This window comes from Exiguobacterium sp. ZOR0005 (assembly GCF_000798975.1).
In the GTDB taxonomy this organism is placed as follows: domain Bacteria; phylum Bacillota; class Bacilli; order Exiguobacteriales; family Exiguobacteriaceae; genus Exiguobacterium; species Exiguobacterium aurantiacum.
Window position 1 is genome coordinate 18,495 of sequence record NZ_JTLB01000015.1, and the last position, 23,503, is coordinate 41,997.

The window sequence follows — 23,503 nt, forward strand, 5'->3', positions numbered from 1 at the left end:
GTGTGGGCCTCCTTAGTCCATTTTCTTCTGTACGCGTGTCTGGAAGTACGTGATGCTGAGCGCGATGATGAGCAAGATGACGGCGATGGCGCTCGCGTAGCCGACCTCTTGGTGGAGCATCGATTTCCGGAACAAGTACGTCGAGATGACCTCGGTCGAGTTACCCGGCCCGCCCTGCGTCGAGATCCAGACGATGTCGAACGTCTTCAGTCCGCCGATGACCCCGAGGATCGTCAGCGTGAACGTCGTCCCTTTTAAGTTCGGGAACACGACGCTCCAGAGCGTGCGCCAGAAGCCGGCGCCGTCGATGTTGGCCGCCTCGAACACTTCACGCTCGATGGCGAGCATCGCCATGTAGTACATGATCATCGACGAGCCCGTCCATTGGAAGATGTTGATCAAGATGATCGAGTAGAGGGCGACGTCCTGGTCGCCGAGCCAGTTCTGGGCGAGCGAGCCGAGACCGACCGACCGCAAGAATTCGTTGATGTAGCCGAACTGGAAGTCATAAATCTGCGAGAACGCCGCACCGAGTACGACCGGGCTCAAGACGACTGGGAAGAAGAACACCGATTTGAAGAACGTCCGGCCGGCCCCTTTCGTGTGGAGCAAGTACGCCAACACGAGACCGATGCCCGCTTGGATCGTCACCGTCAACACCGTGAAGATGCCGGTGTTCTTCAACGCGCTATAAAATTCCGGGTCGCGGAACATGCGGGCGAAGTTGTCGAAGCCGATGAACACTTTCTCGAACGAGATGCCGTCCCATGAGAAGAGCGAATGGTAGGCGTTATAGAAAATCCCGTAATAGATGAACGCCATGACGAACAGGACGGTCGGGGCGACGAACGCCCAACCGACGAGGTTCTTCTTCATCTGTGCCTTCTTCCGGACCGGGTCGGGCTGTTTCGGCGGCACGTTCAAACCGGTCGGCCGGCCGTCTTCCTTCAATTCGGTAGGTTGTTGCATAAGGTTCCCTCACTCTCTTCAAAGAATCGAGCGCCAGCGAGACTGGCTACTGGCGCTCGGATGATTATTTACCTTGGTCGGCGATCGCTTGGATGCGCTCGAGCGCCTGTTTGGCGTCTTGGCCGGCGGCGATGTTTTGAAGCTCTTTGCCGAGCGTGTCATAGACGCGTGGGTCACGGATACCGCGGCCCGCGACGGCGTTCTTCACCGTCTCGTTCAAAATCTCATACGATTCGCGTTCGACGTCGTTCGTGAACTTGTCCTCGTAGTCGACTTCGATGTCTGCAATGGCCGGTGCCATCTCGAACTTCTCCATGTAGAGCGACTGGCCCTCACCTTGTGTCATATAGGCGATGAATGCGGCCGCGCCGTCTTGTTGCGCTGACTCTTTGTTCACGCCGAGCGCCATGTCGATTGAGGCGATGACCGGTTGCTCCGTGCCTCCGGCGAGGTTCGGGAGCGGGACGAAGCCGATCTCGTCTTCGAAGTTGTTCCACTTGTCACGCTTCTCGACCGTCGTCATCGAGTGGGCTTCCCACGAGCCGATGACCCACATCGCGACTTTCTGGTCGAAGAAGTTGTTCATGCCGTCCATGTATGTCGCAAGACCCAAAGCGCCTTCTTGGAACACTTTGTCGGCGAAGAGGCTCTGCCAAAGCTCGGCCGTCTCGACCATCTCGTCGTCCGTCCACTGTGCTTCGCCTGCGAGCACTTTCTGGATGTAGCCCGGTGCGACCTGGTGGCTCAAGACGTTGAACACGTCCGTGCCGACCCAGGCGTCTTTCGCGCCGAGTTGGAGCGGGATGATGCGATCGCCACCGGCGTTGATCGTCTCGATCGCCTCGACCGTCTCGTCATACGTCTTCGGCGGTGTCACGCCGTACTTGTCGAGAATCGTCTTGTTGTACATGAGGTACGCCTGGCCCGTGAAGCCGACCGGCACCGCCATCTGTTCGCCGTCGACCGTCGTCTGTTCGACGCCGAGCTCGATGAACTTGTCTTGCCAGCCTTCACCGGCCGCTTTGTCCATGTAGTCTTTCGCCGGGACGAGGCGGTCTTTGTATTGCGGGATCATCGGTTCTTTCAAGCCGATGACGTCCGGGCCGTCGCCGCCGAGCATCGCGACTTGGAGCTGCTGCTCATAGTCCTCGAGGCGCTTGAACTTGACGACGTAGTCGTCTTGCGATTCGTTGAACGCCTCCGCGAGTGCCTCGCCGACTTCCGGTTGTGGAGCCCAGCCCCACCAGTTGATGATCGGCTTGCCGTCTTCCGTTGTGGCGGCCGCCTGTTCCTTGTCGCCGCAGGCTGCGAGTAGCGATGAGAGGACGAGTACAGATGATGCGAGTGCGATGGTCGATTTCTTCATGGTCATTCTCCTTTGAATGTGTAGTCACGCCACGAGTCGGTGGCATAGTTCCCGAATGAGTGGTGCCGGCATCGGCTTGTCGCCGAGCCGTGTCAACGTATAGGCAATCAGTTCGATATCGAGTTTCGGCCCGTCTATATATGGCCCGACGACATATAAGTCCGCCCCGAACGGCAGCGCGTCTTGCTCCTTCAAGCGCCAGAGCAACAACTCGAACAACCCGTCCGCTTCGTCCGTCCTCGCGTCGCGCGATAAGTTCGACACGCGGAACAAGCGAATGTCCCGGGTCGCCTCGTCATAGAGCCGGAAGATGCCGTCTCGCCGCGAGCGGGTGATGACGATGTCGGTGCCAGTGCCTGTTAGCGCTTCCATTTCGCTAAACGTTGAACCGTCCCGACTGAAGATGCGGGTCGCCCCGTAACGGCCGAATATGTCGTGAAACTGGTCTTTCAATGGTGTCTCTTTTTGCATCATTACCCCTCCAGACGTGTTCCCGAGAGTGTCACCCCTTTCTTAGTAAATTAAATTTATTATCTAACTACAAACACACTATAGCACACCGCTTAAAATCTTGTAAACGCTTTCTTCGAAAGAAATGAAAAATCGCCTTTCCAAGTTAGAAAGACGATGCGTGGCTTCATTGGATTTCCCGGAACAGCTGGTTCGTGATCAAGGCCGCCGCCCCGAGCGCGCCGTGGTCGGCGTTCCATGGGACGACGCGGATGTCGGTCTGACGAGCGTCGATTGTGAGCGCAGTCTGGGCGACCCGCTCCTGGATGTTCGCGACGACGTTCGGCGCATAGTTGAACAGCGGCCCGCCGAGGAGGATCCGTCTCGGGTTCAACAGATGGATCATGTTGAGCGTGGCGATACCGATAAATTCCCCGGCCCGCTCGTACAAGGCGCGGACGTCCGCGTCATCCTTCACTCGGTCGCGGAGCACGTCGAGCGTCAAGTCGTCGTTCGACTGGAGCGCCTCGTTCAAGATGGCCCGTTCCCCGGCGACGGCCTCTAAGCAGCCGCGGTTGCCGCACGAGCAGATCGGCCCGTCGAGCATGATGCGCATGTGGCCGATCTCTCCGGCGATATGGTGCTCCCCGTCAATCAGCTCCCCGCCGTGGACGTAGGCGCCGCCGATGCCGTAGCCGGCGTACACGTAGAAGAACTCGTCGATGCCGATCGCCTCGCCGAAATACAGCTCACCGAGGGCGAGCGTCCGGACGTCGTTCTCGACGAAGACGTTCTGTTTGAGCCGTGTCTCGAGCTCCCGCTTGAGCGGGATGTCGTGAAGATGGAAGCGTGGCGCGAACAAGACGACGCCGTCGCCGGCCTCGACCATCCCGTGAACGGACACCCCAAGTCCGATCACGTCGCCTGCCGCCTTGCCGGCGAGTTCGATGTAGAGCGTGACGATTGCCTCGATGAACTCGTCGTTCGTGTCGAACCGTTCGTCGTGCCACGCCTCGCCGAGCAGTTCCCCGTGGATGTTCGTGACGACGCCGTGCAGCTTGCGCTGCGTCGCATCGATGCCGATGACGAAACGGTCGCTCGCCGCGAGTTCGAGCATGATCGGCCGACGCCCGCCGCTCGATACGCCGAGCTCACGCTCATTGATCAACCCTTCTTCTTTCAGTTCGTTGACGATGTTCGAGATCGTCGGCTTCGTCAAATTCGTCTCTTTGGCGAGCTCGACCCGGGACACCGGCTGATGGAGCCGGATGAGCCGGAGGATGAGCGAGCGGTTATACGTCCGCATCCATTTCGAGTTCCGTGGTGTCGTCTTCCCCATAACTGTTCCACCCATTTCTGTGCTTTTCATAAATTGTATCATTTTTTCAAACTATATTTTGAAATTGGTTCACCAATAGTGAGAGATATAAATACTTTTCTTCATGTTTATCTTATACAAGATTACCTATGTGCCTCCTCGAGTCTCACTATTAACTCTTTTTTAATATTATCAATGTGTTGAAACATCTCTTCTCTACCCTCTTTATAACTTTTCCAGATATTAGAATCAAATAAATCGAGAAGAGAATCGTATATACTTTCGGAATTTTTTGTGAAACTTGATAACCCTAAATAAATCGACATCGTTTTTTGGAGATCCTCTTGAGATATTAAAATTTCTTCCATATCAGATACAAATTCAATATCTTTTTTAATTCTTGTAAAGAGCACACTAAGCAATCCGTCAATAGCATAATCCTTTAAAAAGTAATCTTCACCATCTCTACCTCTGTCTGGTTTTTCTTCTGTGAATTCGAAATCAATGTTTTCAATTATATATGTACGTAATGTGGACTCCAGACCTTCATCTTCATTTATTTTACAGTGTTCAGATAAAACTTTATTTATTTGAATTTTGTTGTGTTTATTCAGACTGTGCCAATCTCTACTTCGCTTCAACTTGTTGAGGTCTAAAGCAATAGTACTAATGCTAGATTTTTTTAAAGTAGTTATAAGTTCAATATATATTTCCTTATTTGATAAAAATATATCCTGTTTTCTTTCTTCTTCCCTTTTCTGTTGATCCCATCTCATGGTAGAAAAAACTCCCATGACCCCCAAGAATGAACCAATGATACTACCCCAGAACCCTATCCAGTTGCTGTTCGAATACACAGTCCATACTATAAACGCTACAACTGCCAGTGTAATCATAATCAATAATGAAACGATTCTATAATCTTTTAAAAAATTAATGGCTTTAATCTTCATTTACCCTCCATAGTTCTAAATTTATCTTTCTGCATTAAACTATCTGACTTCAGTCGCAACGATACTGTCAAAGAAGTCCCGAACGTGATAGTCATGCGGATACGCAGACAACTCCTTCGCATAGGCGAAGTCGCCGAACAGCTTGTTCATCGTCATGTTCTTGTCGACGAGCGTACTGATGATCCCGTTGAAGAGCCCCGTCGTCCGGACGTGGTTGCCGTGGACCGAACCAATCGTCTTCACGAGCTCGGACGTACAGACGTAGTCGGCGTTTTGCGGATGGAACGTGCCGTGATCTTCATGGATGATGAGGAGTGTCAAAAACTCCGCCAGGTTGTCGACGTGGATCATGCTGCGGCGGTTCGTATAGTCTGGGAAGAGCGGCACTTTTCGCGCGAGCCCGGCGAGTTTGATGTAGTTCCCTTTCGAGCCCTTACCGTAAATCATCGGCGGACGGACGTTCGCGACGAGGAAGTTCTCGTCCGCGAGTTCCTCAAGTTTTTTCTCGGCCTGGAGTTTACTGTTGCCGTAGAAGTTCGTCGGCTTCGGTTCCGTGTCTTTCGTGATCATCTGGGCGTTCGAAGCATCCCCGTACACAATCATGCTGCTCAGGAAGATGAACTGTCTTACGCCGTCTCGCTTCGCCTTCGCCGCGACCTCGGCCGTCAAATCGGTGTTCACTTTATAGTACAAGTCTTCCATACTCTTGTCCGTCGAGACGTGGGCGATCCCGGCCGCATGGAGAATCACGTCATACCCAACGAATGACTTCTCTTTCCATTCCCCGTTCTTCATCCCGACCGTATCGACTTGAATGTCGTCCGCATAGTTTGCCTCAATCCACTGTTTGAACGTATTGCCGACATAACTGTTGGCGCCTGTGATTAATACTTGTCTCAACGTCCTGCCTCCTCATAAAAAAATACAACCGTTCCAGCCGAAGGCATGAAGCAGTTGTCTCTCGTTGTTTTGATTTTACCATAATCCGTCATTTCATGGCGTACTATCCTGGGGTGATCGCAAGTAAGTGTCCCATGATGAGACTCCCTCACGAACGCACCCCCTTGTCCCTTTAAATATTCATCGATATTCGACATGGAACAGCGCCCTTATCGCACATAAGCCCGGGGCTTGTTTGAGATATCGGCTTACAATTGAGAGATGGAGCCGAGAGGCGTACGTACAGCAACACCTAAAATTTGAATATCGATGACTATACTCGAATTAACCTAGGAAAATCAACAGAGCGCTCGGAAAAGAATTGCCACATGAATCCGATTGATGATCAAATCGTTGAATGGGAACCGATGATCCATTACGTGATCCGCCATCTCCACATCCACCCGAACGAACAAGAAGACTGCGCCCAAATCGCAAGGATCGCGCTATGGGAGGCGTTGAACCGCGGCTGCACGTTATCGAAGACGTACTGCTTCCAACGGATACGGGGCGCCATCCTCAACCACCAACAAAAGAACGCCCGACACTTGAAGCACGAGGTCGCGGCCGAACGCATTCCGGAACAATGTATGACGTCCGAGCGTCGTCTCTTCGACTGGCTCGATGAACAACGGGTGTTGCTGTCACCACGCCATTTCGAGCTCCTCTGCCACTTGATTGACGGGACCGAGCAGACGCTGCCATATTCCGCGAGCCGGTTGCGGGCATATAAGGCCGACGTCCAACGGGAACTGCGAGAGGCAATCAACTTGAAGGAGTGAATGAGATGAAACGAGTATTATTGAACGAAGCGATCGACCTGTACTTGCAAGATATGACAGAACGAAAGGAGTACCCTGCGACGACGTTGAAGAGCACACGAAACACGTTACGGAGCTTTGCCCGGTATGCGACCGAACGCGGTGCCATCTACATCCAGGACATCACCGAGATGGACTATGCGATTCCGTACAAGAAACAGTTGAGCGGGAAAGCCGACAATACAATCCGTTCGTATATCATGCGCGTCCGCGGGCTGTTCACGTTCGCCGTCGAGCAGCGTTGGATAGAGCAGAACCCATTCAGTCGAATCATCACGCGGGAAGGCGTCACCGAACCACCGACGATCATCAGCCGCGATCAATTGGATGTCGTATTGTATCACGCCAAAAACTATACGCTCTATACGATCTATCTCGTCGGGGGCGATGCCGGACTACGAATCAGCGAGATTCTGAACTTGGAGCTCAATCACATCAACTTTGAAGAGCGCTTACTCACCGTCATAAAAGGCAAAGGCGGCAAGACGCGCGTCGTGCCGATGACGCAGCGGCTCACGAAAGAGTTGAAGCTGTATATCGACGTCCGGCGCCCGAAGACCGGAAACTCGAACAACATCTTCTTGATGCCGACAGGACGCGTCGTCCAGCCGGGCTTCGTGAACAAAGACCTGAAAGATATCGCGGCCGAACAGTTCGGTCTGCATCTGACGAGCCATATGTTGCGCCATAGCTTCGCGACGACGCTGTACGAGCAGAGAAAGGATATCGTCGGCGTTGCCGAGTTACTCGGACACAAGTCAATTAGTACGACTGAGCGTTACCTTCATGTGTCGAGAGAACGAACACGTCAGTTGATTGAAGGATTGAATAAAAAATGATTAGTTAAATACAGCAACATGCGGTGCAATATTGTAATGACTTTTACAAAATCTCGATGAACGACAACGAGCGACCATTTTAAAATGGTCGCTCGTGAAGCTTTTGTGAGAATCTAATCAATACACTAATAGATTATAGATAATAATAGATGTAATTCACATAATTACATCTATGAAATAATACTACTTACAACTCTAAACTACTTACAACTCTAAACTTCTTAATATTGTTACTTCTTTTTCTTTAGATTCTAGTAAATGGTACTCTGAATACATTAGTAACATAGCCACACCCATGACAGTCGACTGTAAATAAGGATTGAATAACCCTGAAGATAAAAGTAAAGATATTGAAATCAAGCTCTTGTAGTTTATTTTAAAATTTTTATTTAAATATAGAAGAATCAAGGTGACCAATATTATAAAAGCTGGAAATCCGAATTTAAATACCATTGATAACCATTGTAATTCATAAATATATTCTGTTCTTATATATTGACTACTATAACTTCCTATTCCTGCTCCTAAAAATAAGTTCTCTGATATCATTTTTACAATCGCTTCAAACTGCTCGTTCCGAATCCCATCCGATGAAATATTATTAATATCTGAAGTAGAAAATCTTTTTGATATACTCTCAGGCAAACCGTTTATAGTTAAATATATTAAAGAAAAACCTAAGGTGAATACAGAAATAATTACTTTATTAATATTAAGTTTTACAATCGAGAAAAAAGGAAGAAGTGACGCTATCAAATATATTACAAGAAGAAATCTAGAATAGCAAAGCAACATACTAAGAAGTAATGTTATATAAGTGATAGTTATCAAAATTTTTGATTTAATTACTTTCTGAGCCGAAAATAAAATTATTGGAGTAAAAGCAATTAATAAATCGTTTACAATGTAAATCCTTACAATATTATATTCTTGTGAAATTAACATACTAACTAATCTATAGCCAAATATAGTTTCTATTGTATTGAAAAACGTTGTAAAGCTTAAAACACCTGTTGAAATTAAAGTTGCTGCCATGACCTTTAACAATGAGTAGGTAAATGCTCCATAGAGCATAGTTTTTTTTAATGTGATAATACTCACAAAATCCGACCTGTAAAGAGCGATTACTAGTATTGGAGATAGTAGTCCAATAAGTTCGCCTAAAACATATGACTCATTAAATCCTTTTAGTATTCCTATTAGTGCCGAAAAAAAATATAAAACAAAGAAAGACACTAATAAAGCTAAATTAAATTTATTTATAGTCTTTTTTTGACTATATAAAATTACTATCAGTGCAAATGATGAAACACCAGCTAGAAATAACTTAATATCAATTCCATATAATGATCCAGTCATAAAAACAAAAGTAGTAAATATTAATAAAATAAATGCATATTTATAAATTTTTACGAGCACCGACACACCTCCAACCTCCTATAACAGGTGAATTTAGTTATATCTAAGTCATAAACTAGAGTAACAACTTTTTTATTTATGACGGTTTGTCAAATTAAGCGCAACACTTCCTCCGTGAAGGCCTCGTGTGCGGTCTTCCAGCCTTGGCATTTCCTCGTCCGTCCGTTGATCTTGGCGAGCGCGTCCACCATCTCTCCTTGGCCGACCGTCGCGAAGTCCAATCCTTTCGGGAAAAACTCACGCAGGAGGCCATTGGCGTTCTCGTTGCTGCCGCCCTGCCGCGGCGAAACAGAGCGCACGCCGAGCGACGCCCGGACGCGCTCGTGACAGCTGAACTCCTTGCCCCGATCCGCAATCGATAGGGCGAGGTAGAAACGGCTCTTACGCTCGACGAACGTCGCGACGCAGACCTTCGACTTCCCGCGTCCGGAGACGACTGTGTCGAGCTCCCAGTGCCCGAACGTCTCGTGTGTGCGCACCTCCCGCGGCCGGTCCGAGATGGTCAGCCCGACGTTGATGCGCTCGCGTGTCTCCACCGGTTTTCGGCGCTTGCCCTTCTGGCGGAGCACGGTCACCGGCACGTCGATCCGTCCCGCATAGATCCAGCGATAGATGGTCGAGAAGGCGATTCTTCCTCTGAAGAGTCTCCCCACGATCTGTTCAGGGGGGCAGGTCGCCCGCAGCTTCTTGATGATCGTCCGGCTCATCATCTCGTCGAGCTTCGTCTTGACGCCGCAGTTGTTGGCCTTCATCTTCGTGTAGCGTCTCTGTGCGCGTCCCGACTCGTAGCCGGGGTTCCGCCTGATTTCCCGCGAGACGGTCGAGGGCTGTCTCGCGATGGACCGGATGGACATCCCGAGCTCCAGATGGGTCTCTATTTTCACGCGTTCGGCTGTGGTAAGATGGGTGTAGCTCATAGCGATTCCTCCGTCTGAATGTTTATGTGGTAACTTCATTCTACACGAGGCCATCGCTATGAGCTTTTTTGCGTTCACGTTCAGGTGTTGCACTTAATTTTATACTTCATCAATTATAAAAAAAGAGATTGCTGTATTTTTTTAAGCTCTTTAAAAATAAAAGTAGCGTTATATTAGAGTCATATTTTTAGATATAATCTTATTATTGATTTTAGGTCTTTTTAGTAGCTTAATCATTATTTACAAAGATATTACTTTAATTTAAATCAAAAACTTTAGTAAGCGTATTAAATTTGATATTTCAATTCAAAGTATTCTCTATAATCACCACTTAAGATTTGTTCCCACCACTCTTTATTATCAAGATACCATTGAATCGTTTGGGCAATTCCAGTATCAAAGTTGTAAGTAGGCTTCCAGCCTAATGCTTCGAGCTTAGTTGGGTCGATTGCATATCGTTTGTCATGACCTAGGCGATCAGAAACAAACTCAATGAGTTCTTCTGATTTACCTAGCGCTTTAATGATAGTTTGAACAACCTCTAAGTTTGTCTTCTCGTTATGGCCACCAACGTTATAAACCTCTCCGTTGACTCCCTCATGCATAACCAAATCAATGGCTAAACAATGATCTTTGACGTGTAACCAGTCCCGAATGTTTTTGCCATCACCATAAACCGGAACTTTTTGTTCATTTAGCACACGAGAAATAGTCAACGGGATTAATTTTTCTGGAAAGTGATAAGGTCCGTAGTTATTTGAACAACGTGTGATATTGACCGGAAGTCCAAAAGTTTCATGATAAGCTCGAACTAGAAAGTCACTTGAAGCTTTACTCGCACTATAAGGACTGTTTGGTTGAAGAGGAGTCTCTTCTGTAAAGAATGTAGTCGGATCAAAATCAAGTTCTCCGTACACTTCATCAGTTGAAACGTGCACAAACTTTTTAAGGCCATTGGCTTTGGCTGCATCAAGTAATGCCTGTGTCCCCATAACATTCGTTTTCACAAAAATCTCGGGATGCGTGATCGAACGATCGACATGACTCTCAGCCGCAAAATGCACTACGTAATCAAATTTTTCAGAATCGAACAAACTCATGATAGCTTCTCGATCGACGATATCTAACTTCACAAACGTGTAGTTATCTGCGTTCTCTATTTCTTTATGCTTAACCAAGTCGCCAGCATAAGTAAGTAAATCTAGATTAAAAATATGATATTCAGGATATTTGGAAACCATGTGTTGTACAAAGTTACCGCCAATAAACCCTGCGCCACCTGTTACTAGTACTTTTTCTTTATTCATTTATACGTTCACCTCTTGGTCTAATTCTTTTAAATAGTGTGCTAACGCTTTTTTCCAATGTGGAAGGGGTGCAAATCCCATCTCAACCAACTTCTGTTTAGACATACGCGAATTTTTAGGTCTTACCGCAGGTGTTGGATATTCTTCTGAGGTGATTCTGTTTACTTTTACATCTCGATTAGCTTGTGCAAAAATCTCTAATGCGAAATCTGCCCAACTGCAATATCCTTCATTTGTAGCCTGATAAACTCCATATTTATCAGTAACGATCATGTCGACTAATAACCTTGCCAAGTCATACGTATAAGTAGGAGATCCAATTTGATCATCTACCACACTTAATTCGTCTCTTGATTCGCTTAAACGTAACATCGTATTAATGAAGTTATGTCCATTTGTTCCAAACACCCATGATATACGCACAATGAAAAACTCATTTAAAAGTTGTTGGCAGACTTTCTCTCCTTCAAGTTTAGTCAAACCATAATAACTCTGCGGATTAACCAGGGATGTCTCTCTGAAGGCTGTGTCACCTTCCCCGTCATATACATAATCCGTACTGATATACATGAATTTAGAACCGATTTCAGCCGCCAATTCAGCTAAATAACGTGTCCCGTTAACGTTGACATCCCAAACCAATTCCTTTTGTTCTTCCGCTTTATCAACTGCAGTGTATGCGGCACAATGAATAATAGCGTCCGGTTTTACATTTTTGACGAAGTCGATGACATCATCTTGTTTAGTAATATCTAAATCTTCAAACCCAATACCAATCATTCCTAAGTTTCGCTTTTGGCCTTCCTGAACGACATCGAATCCTAATTGTCCATTGTAGCCTGTGACTAAAACCTTCATACGGTACGCACCAATACAAAATTGTTTTCAGCATCAACAAATGAAGGCGCATTTAAATCTTTGTCTGACAAAATTGGATTGGAGTTGATTGGCCAATCAATACTAAGAGTGGAGTCATTCCATTGAATGCTACGATCATGTTGTGGTGAATAGAGTTCATCGACTTTGTATTGGACTTCAACATCTGGGGTAAGTGTTAAGAAACCATGTGCAAATCCTTTTGGAACAAGGAGTTGTTTTTTATTTTCAGCCGACAACTCCACTCCAAACCATTCTCCGTATGTAGGACTACCTTGACGAATATCAACAGCGACATCGAAAATCGCTCCTTGGGTGCAACGAATCAGTTTTGTCTGCGCTTTTGGGCTAAGTTGATAATGCAGACCACGAAGAGTACCTTGTTCTGCAGAATAGGAATGGTTGTCTTGAATAAATTCAATATCAATTCCATTTTCTTTTAAAATCGAATGATTAAAAGTTTCAGTAAACCAACCTCGGTGATCCCCAAACACTTGAGGTTCAAAAACTTTTACACCATCTAATAATGTATATGTGATTTTCATTTAATCCCTCTTTTTAATAACGAATTTTTCCAGCTGCGACTTCAAGCAAATACTGTCCGTATCCTGTTTTTTGAAGTGCTTCTCCTGAAGATTTTAGAGCCTCTTTATCAATCCACCCATTAAGATAAGCAATTTCCTCAAGCGCTGCGATTTTTACTCCTTGATGATCTTCAACAGTTTTCACAAAATTAGTAGCTTCTACTAAGCTTTGATGAGTTCCCGTATCTAGCCATGTGAAGCCACGCCCCAATAGTTCGACGCTTAATTCACCATTATTTAGATACGCTTCATTAATAGAAGTGATTTCAAGCTCTCCCCGGACTGATGGTTCTACTTGCTTTGCAATTTCCACAACTCGATTATCGTAAAAATATAAGCCAGTAATCGCATAATTTGATTTAGGCTTTTGTGGTTTCTCTTCGACACTAATTACAGTTCCACTGTTGTCAAATTCAACTACACCAAAACGCTCCGGATCAGTAACATGATAGCCAAACACGGTAGCGCCTTTTGTTTTTTTTGCCGCTTTTTGAAGAATGTTACGCATTCCACTCCCATAATAAATATTATCGCCGAGCACCATTGCCACAGAATCATCTGCAATGAACTCTTCTCCCAAAATAAAGGCTTGAGCTAATCCTTCAGGTGATGGTTGGACTTTATATGACAAGTTAATCCCAAATTGATTCCCATTTCTTAGTAAACTTTCAAATCTCGGCAAATCTTCTGGAGTAGAAATGATTAAAATATCTTTAATTCCTGCTAACATTAATGTGGAAAGTGGGTAATAAATCATTGGTTTATCATATACAGGTAATAACTGTTTACTTGTCACCATAGTCAATGGGTATAGCCTTGTCCCGCTTCCTCCAGCGAGTATAATACCTTTCATCATCTAATCTCCTTGTCATTATTATTGTAATCAATAATAGTATGTGCTATTTGATCAAAATGTTGACTAATAATCTTTTTCATTCTATTTATATTTTCAACCTTTACTTTTGAATTTAACAGACCCCCAATACCTTTTTCTATTTCAGTAACTTCGATATTGATAAGAGAAGTTGTTTGCCAAGTTTTTAAGAATGAAACCAATTTCAGAACCTCTTTTGAAAAAGCAGAGTGCGGAACTTCATAAGCAATAGCAGTAATTGCTCCGTGCAACGAAGTGCCTGTATAGCCATCACTGTTAGCTATATAATATGCAGTGTCAAAGATGGTGTTTGATTCTGGTAAGAATAATCGATTTGAATTAATTTTCTTACTCAACTTTTCTTTAATTCGTTCAAGAACGCGATGATCAGAATGTCCTTCTGCTCTTCCGATAGGCAGGAGAACGATATTTATGTCGTTGTTTCTTTCTAAATAGTTACATAATCCATTATAAATTTCTGCAAAATGAGCTTTTCCGATTTTTTCACTAATTTGAAATACAAAATATGTTCCATTTTTTTTCGAAAAGTAAGATTTAGCTTCCTCGGAAAGTCGCTCTTGTAAGGATTCTTTAGAAAATACGCTATCCATGGAAACAACTGTATCAGGTATCAATTTTACTTTCCCTGTTATTTTTTCACCAAAAGCATCTTGTAATGAATTAAGCGTCTGTTCATCTCTTACAGCAAAGTATTTACTTCCAGAAATAGCGTCTCTGATTGCATCTAGTTCACTAGACTTTAGAATTGATAAATCGCTTCCCCCGACAGCATTGACTATATAATTATTTGAGTCAATTTTACTTTTTCGAAGCAGCCATGGATGAATATTTCCCATTGAGTACTGGGACATTATTCTCTTGTTAACCCAAAGGCTTTTTCCCAGTTTATTATGTAGAATTCTGTACCCCATTCTTCTGACTTTATTATTTGTAGGGAAACAAGCATCCATACCAAACCAAGTAGTTCCTAGTGTTTCTCCTCCAGCCAAAATAATTACTTCGTTTTCTATATAATTCAGCTGATGGACCGCCTGAGTTATTTTAGCTCCAAAATCACTTAAATCGCTTTCTCTTAGTCCGTAATATCTGAAGTTGAATTCAGAGTCGCCTAACCTTTTCAAAAGATGCTTTTCTAAAACAATAGGAAATAGTAAATCTCCGTAATTATTTCGATCAAATGCTCCAAATATATTTATGTTCAAGTTTAAAATCCCTTTCTCTTTAATAATCTTTCATACGCAAGCCAAATCAATACGGCTGATACTAAACTAGAAATAGCAGCTCCATAGTAAGATAAAAAAGGAACTAAAATAATAGATAATATTGTGTTAGCCGTTAATCCCAGAATCGCAATATTAGTTCTGTATTTTTGCATGTTTTCAATGGTAATCACAATCCCTGGGATTGTAGAGATAAAACGGAAATAAACCATAAAACTTAAAATGATTAGCAAATCATTTGTACTTTCAAACCCTTTTGGGAAGATAAAATTTGTTAAAAAAGCGGAAATAACTAAAAATAAAGAAATTATAGCCACAGAACTATAAATTATCATTTTTTTCGCTTTTCCGATTCCATTTAAATATGAAGTGGGCTTTGTCTCTTTCAGCCTTACAAATTTCGGAATCAGAACATTATTAATCACTTCCGTTCCAACTAAAATGATGCCTATTAATTTAAATGCTGCTGTATATTCTGCAACTGCATCCAAAGAATCTAGCTGCTTTAAAACCAAAGTATCGATTTGAAAGTATAGTGTCCCAATTGTTAGGTGGAGAGCATAAGAAAAGTTTCTCCTAATTAAGTTTTTTGCTTGTCTAAATTCAAACAATTTCGGATTAAAATGACTAGTTCTCATAATTTTCTTCAGTGACCAAGTCATTACAAATAAATGAAGAAACTTAAATAGTATAAACGGCAATAACAATATGGATAAATTTGAAATGACATTTCCTGAGATGAATAATACTCCAATGGATACTATAGTCATAGAAAACGATATTAAAGCCTCACTTCCAAACTGACCATAATTTCTATAAAGTACTCCATAAGTCGCTATTAATGAATTGATAATCCCTATAATAAGAACCAGAAATAATAAGCTTGGACTGTAAATTACTTTTAATATGGTTCCTAAACCAATAAAAGCAACAATACCTACTGAAGCTATTAATTTAATTGTTATTACTTGGCTTACAAGTTTTTGATTGTGCCTTGGATTTAGTGTTAACTCTTTAGCCATGTAAAGGTTAAAACCATAGTCAATAAAGACCAACAACATTAAAGTGAGGGCTTGATAATATGAGAACAGCCCGAATAACTCTTTAGAGACAACATTGATTATTACCAAAAACAATAATGAAGTATTAGCCACTTTACTAAAAACATTCACAATAGAATACAAATAATTTTTCATATCAACTCTTTCACCGACTGTTCACTAGTTCCAAAAAACGTAGAAAAGATTTTTTCAATATCTTATAATCCAAAAAAAGTAAGAAAATAATTTCTGACATTGTTCTTATTGAAAACTTATATATGGATAATTGATCTTTAAAAATAAAGTCTCTATGTTTAAAAATCATATACCAGTGATTCGATCGAGATAAAACTTTTAAATATGGTGATTGTTTTTTCACTTCTTTGAGATAACTATTAATTGGCCATTTTTTTATTTTACCCATACCTCTCCCATGAAATGCAACCACATCACCAACGTAGAATGAATCATAACCATTTTTTTTCAAAGAAATCGCGATATCAATATCTTCTTTATAAGCATGAAATTTATTATCGAAAATATAACTCCCGTTGTTAACCTTCTTAATAATGTCAACATTATAAGAAACTAATGCACCACATATACCATCTGCAATTTCGTTCTTATTATACTGCCCCGTGTCCTTTTCATGCTGTCCGCGATCGATGGCACGTCCACTAGGGAAAATTTTAATGCCTGCAGAATCTATAATTAAAGTTTTTTTCATTTTCTCAAAATCATACTTTAATAACTTGCTTCCTATTGCGCCTATAGTATCGTTTGAAGGAATATTTCCTATATTTTTATTTATCTTCATGTAATAATCTGCTTCAAAAAAAGCATCAGCGTTCATAATTGTAACCCATTTAGAATTATGGGATATTAATTTAAAGCCAAAATTGGCGCCTCCTGCATAGCCTAAATTTTCTCCTGTGTGAAAATACTTTAGTGATTCCCACTCAGGAAGTAAAGTGACATCATTAACTTCAGGACTATTATCAATGATTATGATTTCTAATGGTTTCATACTAATTGTAGAACCAATGGTTCTTTTCAGAATTTCAAAATCATTATATATAACATATATAATAGATAATTCATATGATTTGATCATTTATATAAAAGTCCTTTTTTATAACCCAAATACTTTACTACATTTAAAAGAAAAAGTTTAATTATCAGATGGAACTTCTTCTCTTTAATTAATTGATTAGTTTCATTTAACACAGATTTTATTCCTTCCTTCTCATTTTTGCCGAATTCATCTTGAATCCATCTTTGTGATTTGTGAAACTTCCCTATTTCGACATATCTTAAAAACTCTTCTTTAAGTGAATAGTTGTGTGTATGGAAAACTATGGCTTTTGACTCGTAGAAAATGTTGTATCCCTTCAAAATTGCTTTAGCAGCGATATACATGTCCTCAGAAAAGTTAAGACTAGCTGGAAATCCACCTAACCTTTTGAATTTTCCAGTATTGTATGCTGAAAAGGCATTTGATGCAAAAGCAGTTTTTATTCCTAATTCTTCTATGTGCGATTTATTTTTTATTTTACTTTGGGAAGGATAGTTAAATTGACGCGCTCGTTTTTCAAACCAACTTCCATTTAGCTCATCTGCAATTTGACGACCGTACGCCATAAAAATATTTTCATTATCTATCATTGCCATAATAAGATTATTGATTGAGTCAGAATCTGCCAAAACAACGTCTTGAGTCATCATTACAACAAATTCACAATCATTCAAAATCTCTACTGCCATATTTCGAGTTGCACCATGGTTAAATTCACTTTTATTGATTTCTACAACTTTAAAACCATATTCAACAGCTAAATTTACAGTTTTATCTACAGATCCAGAATCTATTATGAGCTTTTCAATTTGAAAATCTATTTTTTGTATTGAGATTGAATTCAATACATTTTCAAAAAATTGTCCGGCATTTAAAGTTGGAATAAACAAACCGATTTTTTTTATCTCAGCCACTTATTTACCTCATTTCAAATTCATTAAAAACACACTCAATATCCTTATCAAAGTATATTAAGCTAAAAAACTATAAAGTTAATTTAAATTCAACCAATTTAATTCATTTAAATAGCGTTAAATTTATTAATAAGCATCTTTACTTCCCACTAGAACCTTAAATGTTTTTAAAATAATTAACAAATCCATCTTGATACTTCTTGATTTTATATACTCTAAGTCAAGTTCAACCATTTCGTTAAACCCTATATTACTTCGGCCACTTATTTGCCAAAGTCCTGTACAACCTGGCAATGCCAATAAGCGTTGCAAGTCATAAGCAGTATATTCTTTAACCTCTCTCGGCAAAGGCGGTCTAGGTCCGACTAAAGACATATCTCCCTTTAATACATTCCATAGTTGCGGAAGCTCATCCAAACTTGTTTTACGAATGAATCTCCCCACCTTTGTCACGCGTGGGTCATTGGACATTTTAAACATAGCACCCGTCGTCTCATTCTGACTCAGTAAGGCCTCTAACTGTTTTTCAGCATCTGATACCATTGATCGAAATTTATACATCTTAAATGCTCTTCCATTTATCCCGATTCGCTCTTGTGAAAAGAAAATTGACGCTTTCTTGTCCTCAAGTTTAATAATAATAGCTAATATTAGAAGTAATGGACTTAATAGAATTAAACCAAACAATGAACCTAGAAAATCAACTATCCGTTTTTGAACAAAATAAGTTGTTGCGGGCTTAGGTAAATCAGGAGCTGTTGCAATCCTTATCGATTTGTCAATTTGTAAAGAAGCCAAGTCTTCCAATTCAGAAGATGGTGGTAATACAGTGACTGCAGTCTCATCTTGCAATGGGGTTTTATTAATCATTTAATTTACCTCACTTTTCAATAAGGATTTGATGGTTTTCAAGTAGCTCTTTCATGAGCTTTTGCACATCATCTCCCAAGTCATCGCGCATCAAAGCGAACTCTAATGTAGTTCGAATAAATCCAAGTTTTTCTCCCACATCATAGCGCTTACCATCAAACTCATAAGCAAACACACGTTGCATTTCATTTAAACGTGTAATTGCATCGGTCAACTGAATCTCATCCCCTGCCCCTGGCTGTTGATTTTCTAGATATTTAAAGATTTCTGGGGTGAAAAGATAACGCCCTAAGATGGCTAAATTTGAAGGTGCCGTCCCCTGCTGAGGTTTCTCAACAAATGACTTAACCTTATGTAGTTTTTCTGAAACGCTTGAACTGAGATCTACAATCCCATACCTTTTTGTGTCCTCATCTGCTACGGGCTGTACCCCAATGATTGAGCTATTTGTAATTTCATACTGATTAATCAATTGTTTGGTGCATGGCACGTCCGCCTGTACGATGTCATCGCCAAGCATGACGACGAATGGTTCGTCCCCAACAAACGCTTTCGCTTGTAGCACCGCGTGACCAAGTCCCATCGGTTTTGATTGACGGATAAAGTGGATGTTGATGTTCGTCGTCTCTTCGACAAGCTTTAAAAACTCAGATTTCCCTTTTTCGATCAATGTTTGCTCGAGCTCAGGCACTGAATCGAAGTGATCTTCAATCGCGCGCTTGCCTTTCCCCGTGACGATCAAAATGTCTTCGATGCCCGACTCGACCGCTTCTTCGATGATATATTGAATCGTCGGCTTATCGACAATCGGCAACATCTCTTTCGGCATCGCCTTCGTCGCCGGGAGGAAACGTGTGCCGAGACCCGCAGCCGGGATAACGGCTTTTCTCACTTTTTTGATTGTCATGATACTCCTCCTCTGTATATGAAACTATTAATTGTCTAAACCATATAAAAAAGGATGTATTTAACATCCCTTGAAAATTATAAATTAAGGTTATCACGTTATAGCTTCTTTAAAAACCAATGATAGGGAATTAAAACCTAAAATCGTTCGACAACTGTCGACAAAAATCATATCGATATACCTTATGTCAAGAGTAGTTTGTTATAAAAGGGAAATTATTTCTTCCATTTCCCTCTCCAGTTCTTTATTGGAAGAACGGGAGGGTCGATGAAGATGAATTCGTCTTTCACGATTGCCTCGGCGTTCGTCATGTACGTTTCCCACTTGTCTTGACCGAGTTCTTTCGTGACGACCGCTTCGACGTCCGTCCAGTAGAACGTGCGGCGACCGGTGCTGTGGGCATCCGAGGCGATCAAATGGCTGAGCCCGTTGCGGAGAAACGTGAAGGCGAGCTCTTGCACGTTTTGGCCGAACTCTCCAGTCAGGCTCGACGTCGTGATTTGCGACAATGCGCCGGATGAGACAAAGTCCATGAGCCGCTTCGGGTTCGTCGCGAACTCTTTATTGCGCTCCGGGTGGGCGATGACCGGCGTGTAGCCTTCCGTCTGTAGACCGAAGAACAACTGCTCGGCGTAGGCCGGCACCGAGTCGCTCGGAAACTCGACGAGGACGTAACGTGACCCGGCGAGCGAGAGCGCCTCGCCTTTCTCGAGTGCTTCGACCAAGTCACCGAAGATGCGAATCTCTTGACCCGGGTACAAATCGAGCGAGATGCCCTCTTTATGGAGGATCGTCTGTAACGTCGAAGCGGCGTGTTGGACGTTCAACTCGCCCGTCTCGAACTGAGGGTGAAACGCGTGGGGGGTGACCACGATCGCGGTCACCCCTTCGCTTGCTGCGCGTTTCGCCATTTCAATCGCTTGTTCGACCGTCTCCGGTCCGTCATCGACGGCCGGGAGGAGATGACAATGGATATCAATCATGGCGTTTCTCCTTTACTCGTACGCGTAGTAGTAATAATAGTCGTCGCTGCCTTGCGGCTCGCGCTTGTTGAGGACGACGCCGAGGATGTGGGCGTCGGCGAGCGTCAACTGTTCTTTCGCCTTGACGACCATCTGGCGGTCCGACTTGTCGCAACCGACGACGAGGACGATGCCGTCGACTTTACGAGCGAGCAGGCGCGTGTCGGCGACTTGCATCATCGGTGGCGCGTCGAGGATGATCATGTCGTAGTTCGTCTTGAGTTCTTCAATCACGCGGTCCATCATCTTCGACGACAATAGCTCCGACGGGTTCGGCGGGATCGGTCCTGCCGCGAGTAAATCCAAGTTCTCGACTTGCGTCGTATGGATCGCCTTCTCGCTCGTCGTTTTCTTGGCGAGGACGGTCGAGAGGCCGATGCCGTTCGAGAGGCGGAACGTGAAGTGGGCCGTCGGGCGGCGCATGTCGCAGTCCATGAGAAGGACGCGCTTGCCTTGCTGGGCGTAGACGACGGCGAGGTTCGACGCCGTCGTCGACTTGCCTTCGCCTGACGAGGCCGACGTGATGGCGACCGTCTGCAACTCGTCATCGACGGCCGTGAACTCGAGGTTCGTCCGGATCGTCCGGTACTGCTCCGAGATCGGGGACTTCGGTTTGTGGACCGTGATCAAGTCGCGGCCCGTCTTGTCATATTTGATATGCTTCGATTTCTTTTTGCCGAACTTAAACATGGACTTCTTCCCCTTTCACTTTCGCTTGACGTTGCTGCTGCATCTCGACGCGGTCGATGACCGGGATCGAGCCGAGCACCGGAAGCTCGAGAATCGTCTCGACGTCTTGCTCCGTCTTGATGCGACGGTCGAGGACGATTTTTAAGAAGGCGATGGCGACACCGATCATCATCCCGAGGACGGCGGCGATCGCCGTGTTGAGGAGGATGTTCGGGCTGACAGGAGACATCGGCACGGATGCGTCCGAGAGCACTTTGACGTTATCGACGCCACTCATCAACTCTTTCACTTCTTTCGAGAACACAGAGCTGATCTCGTTGGCGATGTCCGTCGCCATGACCGGGTTCGTATGTTGGACTTTAATGTTGATGACTTGCGAGTTTTGTTCGCTATTGACCGAGATCAAATTGCTAATGTTTTCCGGGGCGCCGACGACGTTGTTTTGGACTTGTTCCAAGATCGTAGGACTTTGGATGATGACGCGATACGTGTTGACGAGCGCGACCGATGACTGGACTTGACTGCTGTCGATCATGTTGTTTTGCGTCTCTTTCGGGGCGACGAGCACTTGCGTCGACGCCTCATACGTCGGTTGAATGACGAACGAGCTGACCAAAAAGGCGATGAGTGCTGCCACAATCGTCAAACTCGCGATGAGCCATTTGCTCCGCTTCAAGATGGAGAACAATTCTCCGAGGGAAATCGTTTCTTCGTTCATAGTTTGATCCTACTCTCCTCTATGTGTGAATGGACTGCTGGAAAATTCCCGCAGATAATATTTAATCTGACAATACCAAAACATTATAGCAAAAATATTGTCCAATGATGACCCATTTTTAAAATTTTGGGTTTTTTGGCATATAAATCTGCTAAACTTTGTAGGGAAAACCTTATTTTAAAGGAGGATGTAACAGTGCACGTCAGTGAGCGCCTACTCCAACTGTACGCAGAGCTCGATGCGTCGACACGGATCAAGATTCAAGAGAGCATTAAACAAAATTTAGGGGATGGCAAACCGCTGTCCGTCTCATACGAGGAATTGACTGGAAACACGTCCACAGACCTAACGACCGACGAGAAATCAGCGGCCGACTTCACGGCTTGGATCAAAAATGGGAAAAAAGACACCACGTTTCTTCCATATTATGTGGCACTGCTCGAGAATGGCGGTGTGTCGGTAAAGAAAGCGATACCGGGAATTGAAGACACCCCGCTCGTTGAAGATGTACCGGTTCGTGAAGACGAAACGACAAGATCACGTGACCCAATCGTCAAACAACGGTACATGCCGGAAGCCCCGGTCCCGTCACGGGCGGAACGGGCGAAGTATCAACGTGCCATCGAACCAGCCCGGCCCCGGAAGAAGTCCGGGGCCAAATGGCTCGGCGCCCTCGTTTTGATCGGATTACTCATCGGTGGCGGCTATATCGGGTATCCATATGTATCGGCCTTGTTTGAGCCGAGTGAACAAGCCGAAGAAGTCGCAGCACCGACGGAAGTTGCAGAACCGGTCGCAGAGACACCGGCCGTGACCGAAGTGTGGCTCACGGAGAAGAACGTGTCGCTCCTGAGCGAACCGAACAGTGACAACGTGACGTACATCGGGGATATCGGTGACCGCTACGACGTCCTCGAAGAACGGGACGACCATCTGTTGCTCGACCTCGGCATCGATGGGATGACGGCATGGGCCCCGGTCGCGTCGACGACGACCGAGTGGGGAGATTCGACGGTAAGCGATGACCAAGTTCTCGCTTGGATCGAGACAGGTGTTGACCCGACGTTCATCAAGACGTCGGTGGAAGAGTACTTGACGTTCAGTGAGACGGACCTGTATGAATCACTCGGCCAACCGTACGGCCGTGACGAGGACGCGTTGAACGACTATGTGTTTTATAGCGGCATCTTCTTCGTCATCCAGGACGAGGCGGTGCACGCCATCGACTGGACGAACACTGGCACGACGAAAGAAGAGTTCAAACGACTCGGCACACCGACGATCGAGACGGAAGACGCCATTGTCTATGAGAGCCCGACTTATTCGATTCGCATGTTCATCGGCACGAACGGGACGGCGCGCATCCGCGTCACCGAGATTTAAGTTGAAAGGAG

The 23,503-nt window shown here is 44.3% G+C and carries 24 protein-coding genes; 3 read left to right on the forward strand and 21 right to left on the reverse strand.

What is annotated here, in order from left to right; translation table 11 throughout:
- Positions 1-12: 12 nt before the first annotated feature.
- The 6 genes from L971_RS06610 to L971_RS06635 form a co-directional block, all read right to left on the reverse strand.
- Positions 13-969: a carbohydrate ABC transporter permease gene (locus L971_RS06610; protein WP_052200316.1), complete on the reverse strand. Its 957-nt coding sequence runs from the start codon at positions 967-969 to the stop codon at positions 13-15.
- Between the two features lie 64 nt (positions 970-1,033).
- Positions 1,034-2,335, reverse strand: coding sequence for an ABC transporter substrate-binding protein (locus L971_RS06615; protein ID WP_231557573.1), 1,302 nt, complete (start codon positions 2,333-2,335; stop codon positions 1,034-1,036).
- 24 nt (positions 2,336-2,359) lie between these two features.
- Entirely contained in the window at positions 2,360-2,806 is a 447-nt protein-coding gene (locus tag L971_RS06620; RefSeq protein WP_047375048.1) for a hypothetical protein, read from the reverse strand.
- A gap of 166 nt (positions 2,807-2,972) precedes the next feature.
- Positions 2,973-4,124, reverse strand: a complete 1,152-nt coding sequence (locus L971_RS06625) for an ROK family transcriptional regulator (protein WP_047375050.1) — start codon at positions 4,122-4,124, stop codon at positions 2,973-2,975.
- 122 nt (positions 4,125-4,246) lie between these two features.
- The gene (locus tag L971_RS06630; RefSeq protein ID WP_047375052.1) at positions 4,247-5,056 is read right to left on the reverse strand and encodes a hypothetical protein; all 810 of its coding nucleotides are present in this window, start codon (positions 5,054-5,056) and stop codon (positions 4,247-4,249) included.
- 39 nt (positions 5,057-5,095) lie between these two features.
- A complete protein-coding gene (locus tag L971_RS06635; RefSeq protein WP_047375053.1) occupies positions 5,096-5,956 on the reverse strand; it encodes an NAD-dependent epimerase/dehydratase family protein in 861 nt (286 codons plus the stop codon).
- 368 nt (positions 5,957-6,324) lie between these two features.
- Between L971_RS06635 and L971_RS06640 the strand changes: the two genes are divergently transcribed.
- Positions 6,325-6,777 (forward strand): sigma factor, encoded by a 453-nt coding sequence (locus tag L971_RS06640; protein ID WP_029334372.1) that lies wholly within the window; start codon positions 6,325-6,327, stop codon positions 6,775-6,777.
- Positions 6,778-6,782: 5 nt separating this feature from the next.
- Complete coding sequence (locus L971_RS14825) at positions 6,783-7,655, forward strand: tyrosine-type recombinase/integrase (protein ID WP_052200318.1); 873 nt, start codon at positions 6,783-6,785, stop codon at positions 7,653-7,655.
- A 204-nt stretch (positions 7,656-7,859) separates the two neighbouring features.
- Here the strand turns inward: L971_RS14825 and L971_RS06650 are convergent, their stop codons facing one another.
- From L971_RS06650 to L971_RS06720, 15 genes are all read right to left on the reverse strand, one after another.
- Positions 7,860-9,074, reverse strand: a complete 1,215-nt coding sequence (locus tag L971_RS06650; RefSeq protein ID WP_156111505.1) for a hypothetical protein — start codon at positions 9,072-9,074, stop codon at positions 7,860-7,862.
- An 89-nt stretch (positions 9,075-9,163) separates the two neighbouring features.
- Entirely contained in the window at positions 9,164-9,991 is an 828-nt protein-coding gene (locus L971_RS06655) for an IS30 family transposase (protein ID WP_047375059.1), read from the reverse strand.
- 287 nt (positions 9,992-10,278) lie between these two features.
- Complete coding sequence (gene rfbB / locus L971_RS06660; RefSeq protein WP_047375061.1) at positions 10,279-11,298, reverse strand: dTDP-glucose 4,6-dehydratase; 1,020 nt, start codon at positions 11,296-11,298, stop codon at positions 10,279-10,281.
- A complete protein-coding gene (rfbD, locus tag L971_RS06665) occupies positions 11,299-12,156 on the reverse strand; it encodes a dTDP-4-dehydrorhamnose reductase (protein WP_047375063.1) in 858 nt (285 codons plus the stop codon).
- Positions 12,153-12,719, reverse strand: coding sequence for a dTDP-4-dehydrorhamnose 3,5-epimerase (rfbC, locus tag L971_RS06670; RefSeq protein ID WP_047375065.1), 567 nt, complete (start codon positions 12,717-12,719; stop codon positions 12,153-12,155). The genes rfbD and rfbC overlap by 4 nt, the downstream gene beginning before the upstream one ends.
- A 13-nt stretch (positions 12,720-12,732) precedes the next feature.
- Positions 12,733-13,611, reverse strand: coding sequence for a glucose-1-phosphate thymidylyltransferase RfbA (gene rfbA, locus L971_RS06675; RefSeq protein WP_047375067.1), 879 nt, complete (start codon positions 13,609-13,611; stop codon positions 12,733-12,735).
- Complete coding sequence (locus L971_RS06680) at positions 13,611-14,855, reverse strand: polysaccharide pyruvyl transferase family protein (RefSeq protein WP_047375068.1); 1,245 nt, start codon at positions 14,853-14,855, stop codon at positions 13,611-13,613. Before L971_RS06680 ends, rfbA begins: the two co-directional genes overlap by 1 nt.
- 2 nt (positions 14,856-14,857) lie before the next feature.
- Positions 14,858-16,069, reverse strand: a complete 1,212-nt coding sequence (locus L971_RS06685; protein ID WP_047375069.1) for an oligosaccharide flippase family protein — start codon at positions 16,067-16,069, stop codon at positions 14,858-14,860.
- A gap of 10 nt (positions 16,070-16,079) precedes the next feature.
- The gene (locus tag L971_RS06690) at positions 16,080-17,027 is read right to left on the reverse strand and encodes a glycosyltransferase family 2 protein (RefSeq protein WP_047375070.1); all 948 of its coding nucleotides are present in this window, start codon (positions 17,025-17,027) and stop codon (positions 16,080-16,082) included.
- Positions 17,024-17,902, reverse strand: a complete 879-nt coding sequence (locus tag L971_RS06695) for a glycosyltransferase family 2 protein (RefSeq protein ID WP_052200320.1) — start codon at positions 17,900-17,902, stop codon at positions 17,024-17,026. Before L971_RS06695 ends, L971_RS06690 begins: the two co-directional genes overlap by 4 nt.
- Before the next feature lie 126 nt (positions 17,903-18,028).
- Entirely contained in the window at positions 18,029-18,772 is a 744-nt protein-coding gene (locus L971_RS06700) for a sugar transferase (protein WP_047375071.1), read from the reverse strand.
- Positions 18,773-18,782: 10 nt separating this feature from the next.
- Positions 18,783-19,679, reverse strand: a complete 897-nt coding sequence (gene galU / locus L971_RS06705; RefSeq protein WP_047375072.1) for a UTP--glucose-1-phosphate uridylyltransferase GalU — start codon at positions 19,677-19,679, stop codon at positions 18,783-18,785.
- Positions 19,680-19,894: 215 nt separating this feature from the next.
- A complete protein-coding gene (locus L971_RS06710) occupies positions 19,895-20,662 on the reverse strand; it encodes a tyrosine-protein phosphatase (RefSeq protein ID WP_047375073.1) in 768 nt (255 codons plus the stop codon).
- Positions 20,663-20,674: 12 nt separating this feature from the next.
- Positions 20,675-21,391: a CpsD/CapB family tyrosine-protein kinase gene (locus L971_RS06715; RefSeq protein ID WP_029334354.1), complete on the reverse strand. Its 717-nt coding sequence runs from the start codon at positions 21,389-21,391 to the stop codon at positions 20,675-20,677.
- A complete protein-coding gene (locus L971_RS06720) occupies positions 21,384-22,109 on the reverse strand; it encodes a YveK family protein (protein ID WP_029334353.1) in 726 nt (241 codons plus the stop codon). Before L971_RS06720 ends, L971_RS06715 begins: the two co-directional genes overlap by 8 nt.
- 195 nt (positions 22,110-22,304) lie before the next feature.
- Between L971_RS06720 and L971_RS06725 the strand changes: the two genes are divergently transcribed.
- Positions 22,305-23,492: a hypothetical protein gene (locus L971_RS06725; protein ID WP_047375074.1), complete on the forward strand. Its 1,188-nt coding sequence runs from the start codon at positions 22,305-22,307 to the stop codon at positions 23,490-23,492.
- Positions 23,493-23,503 lie beyond the last annotated feature (11 nt).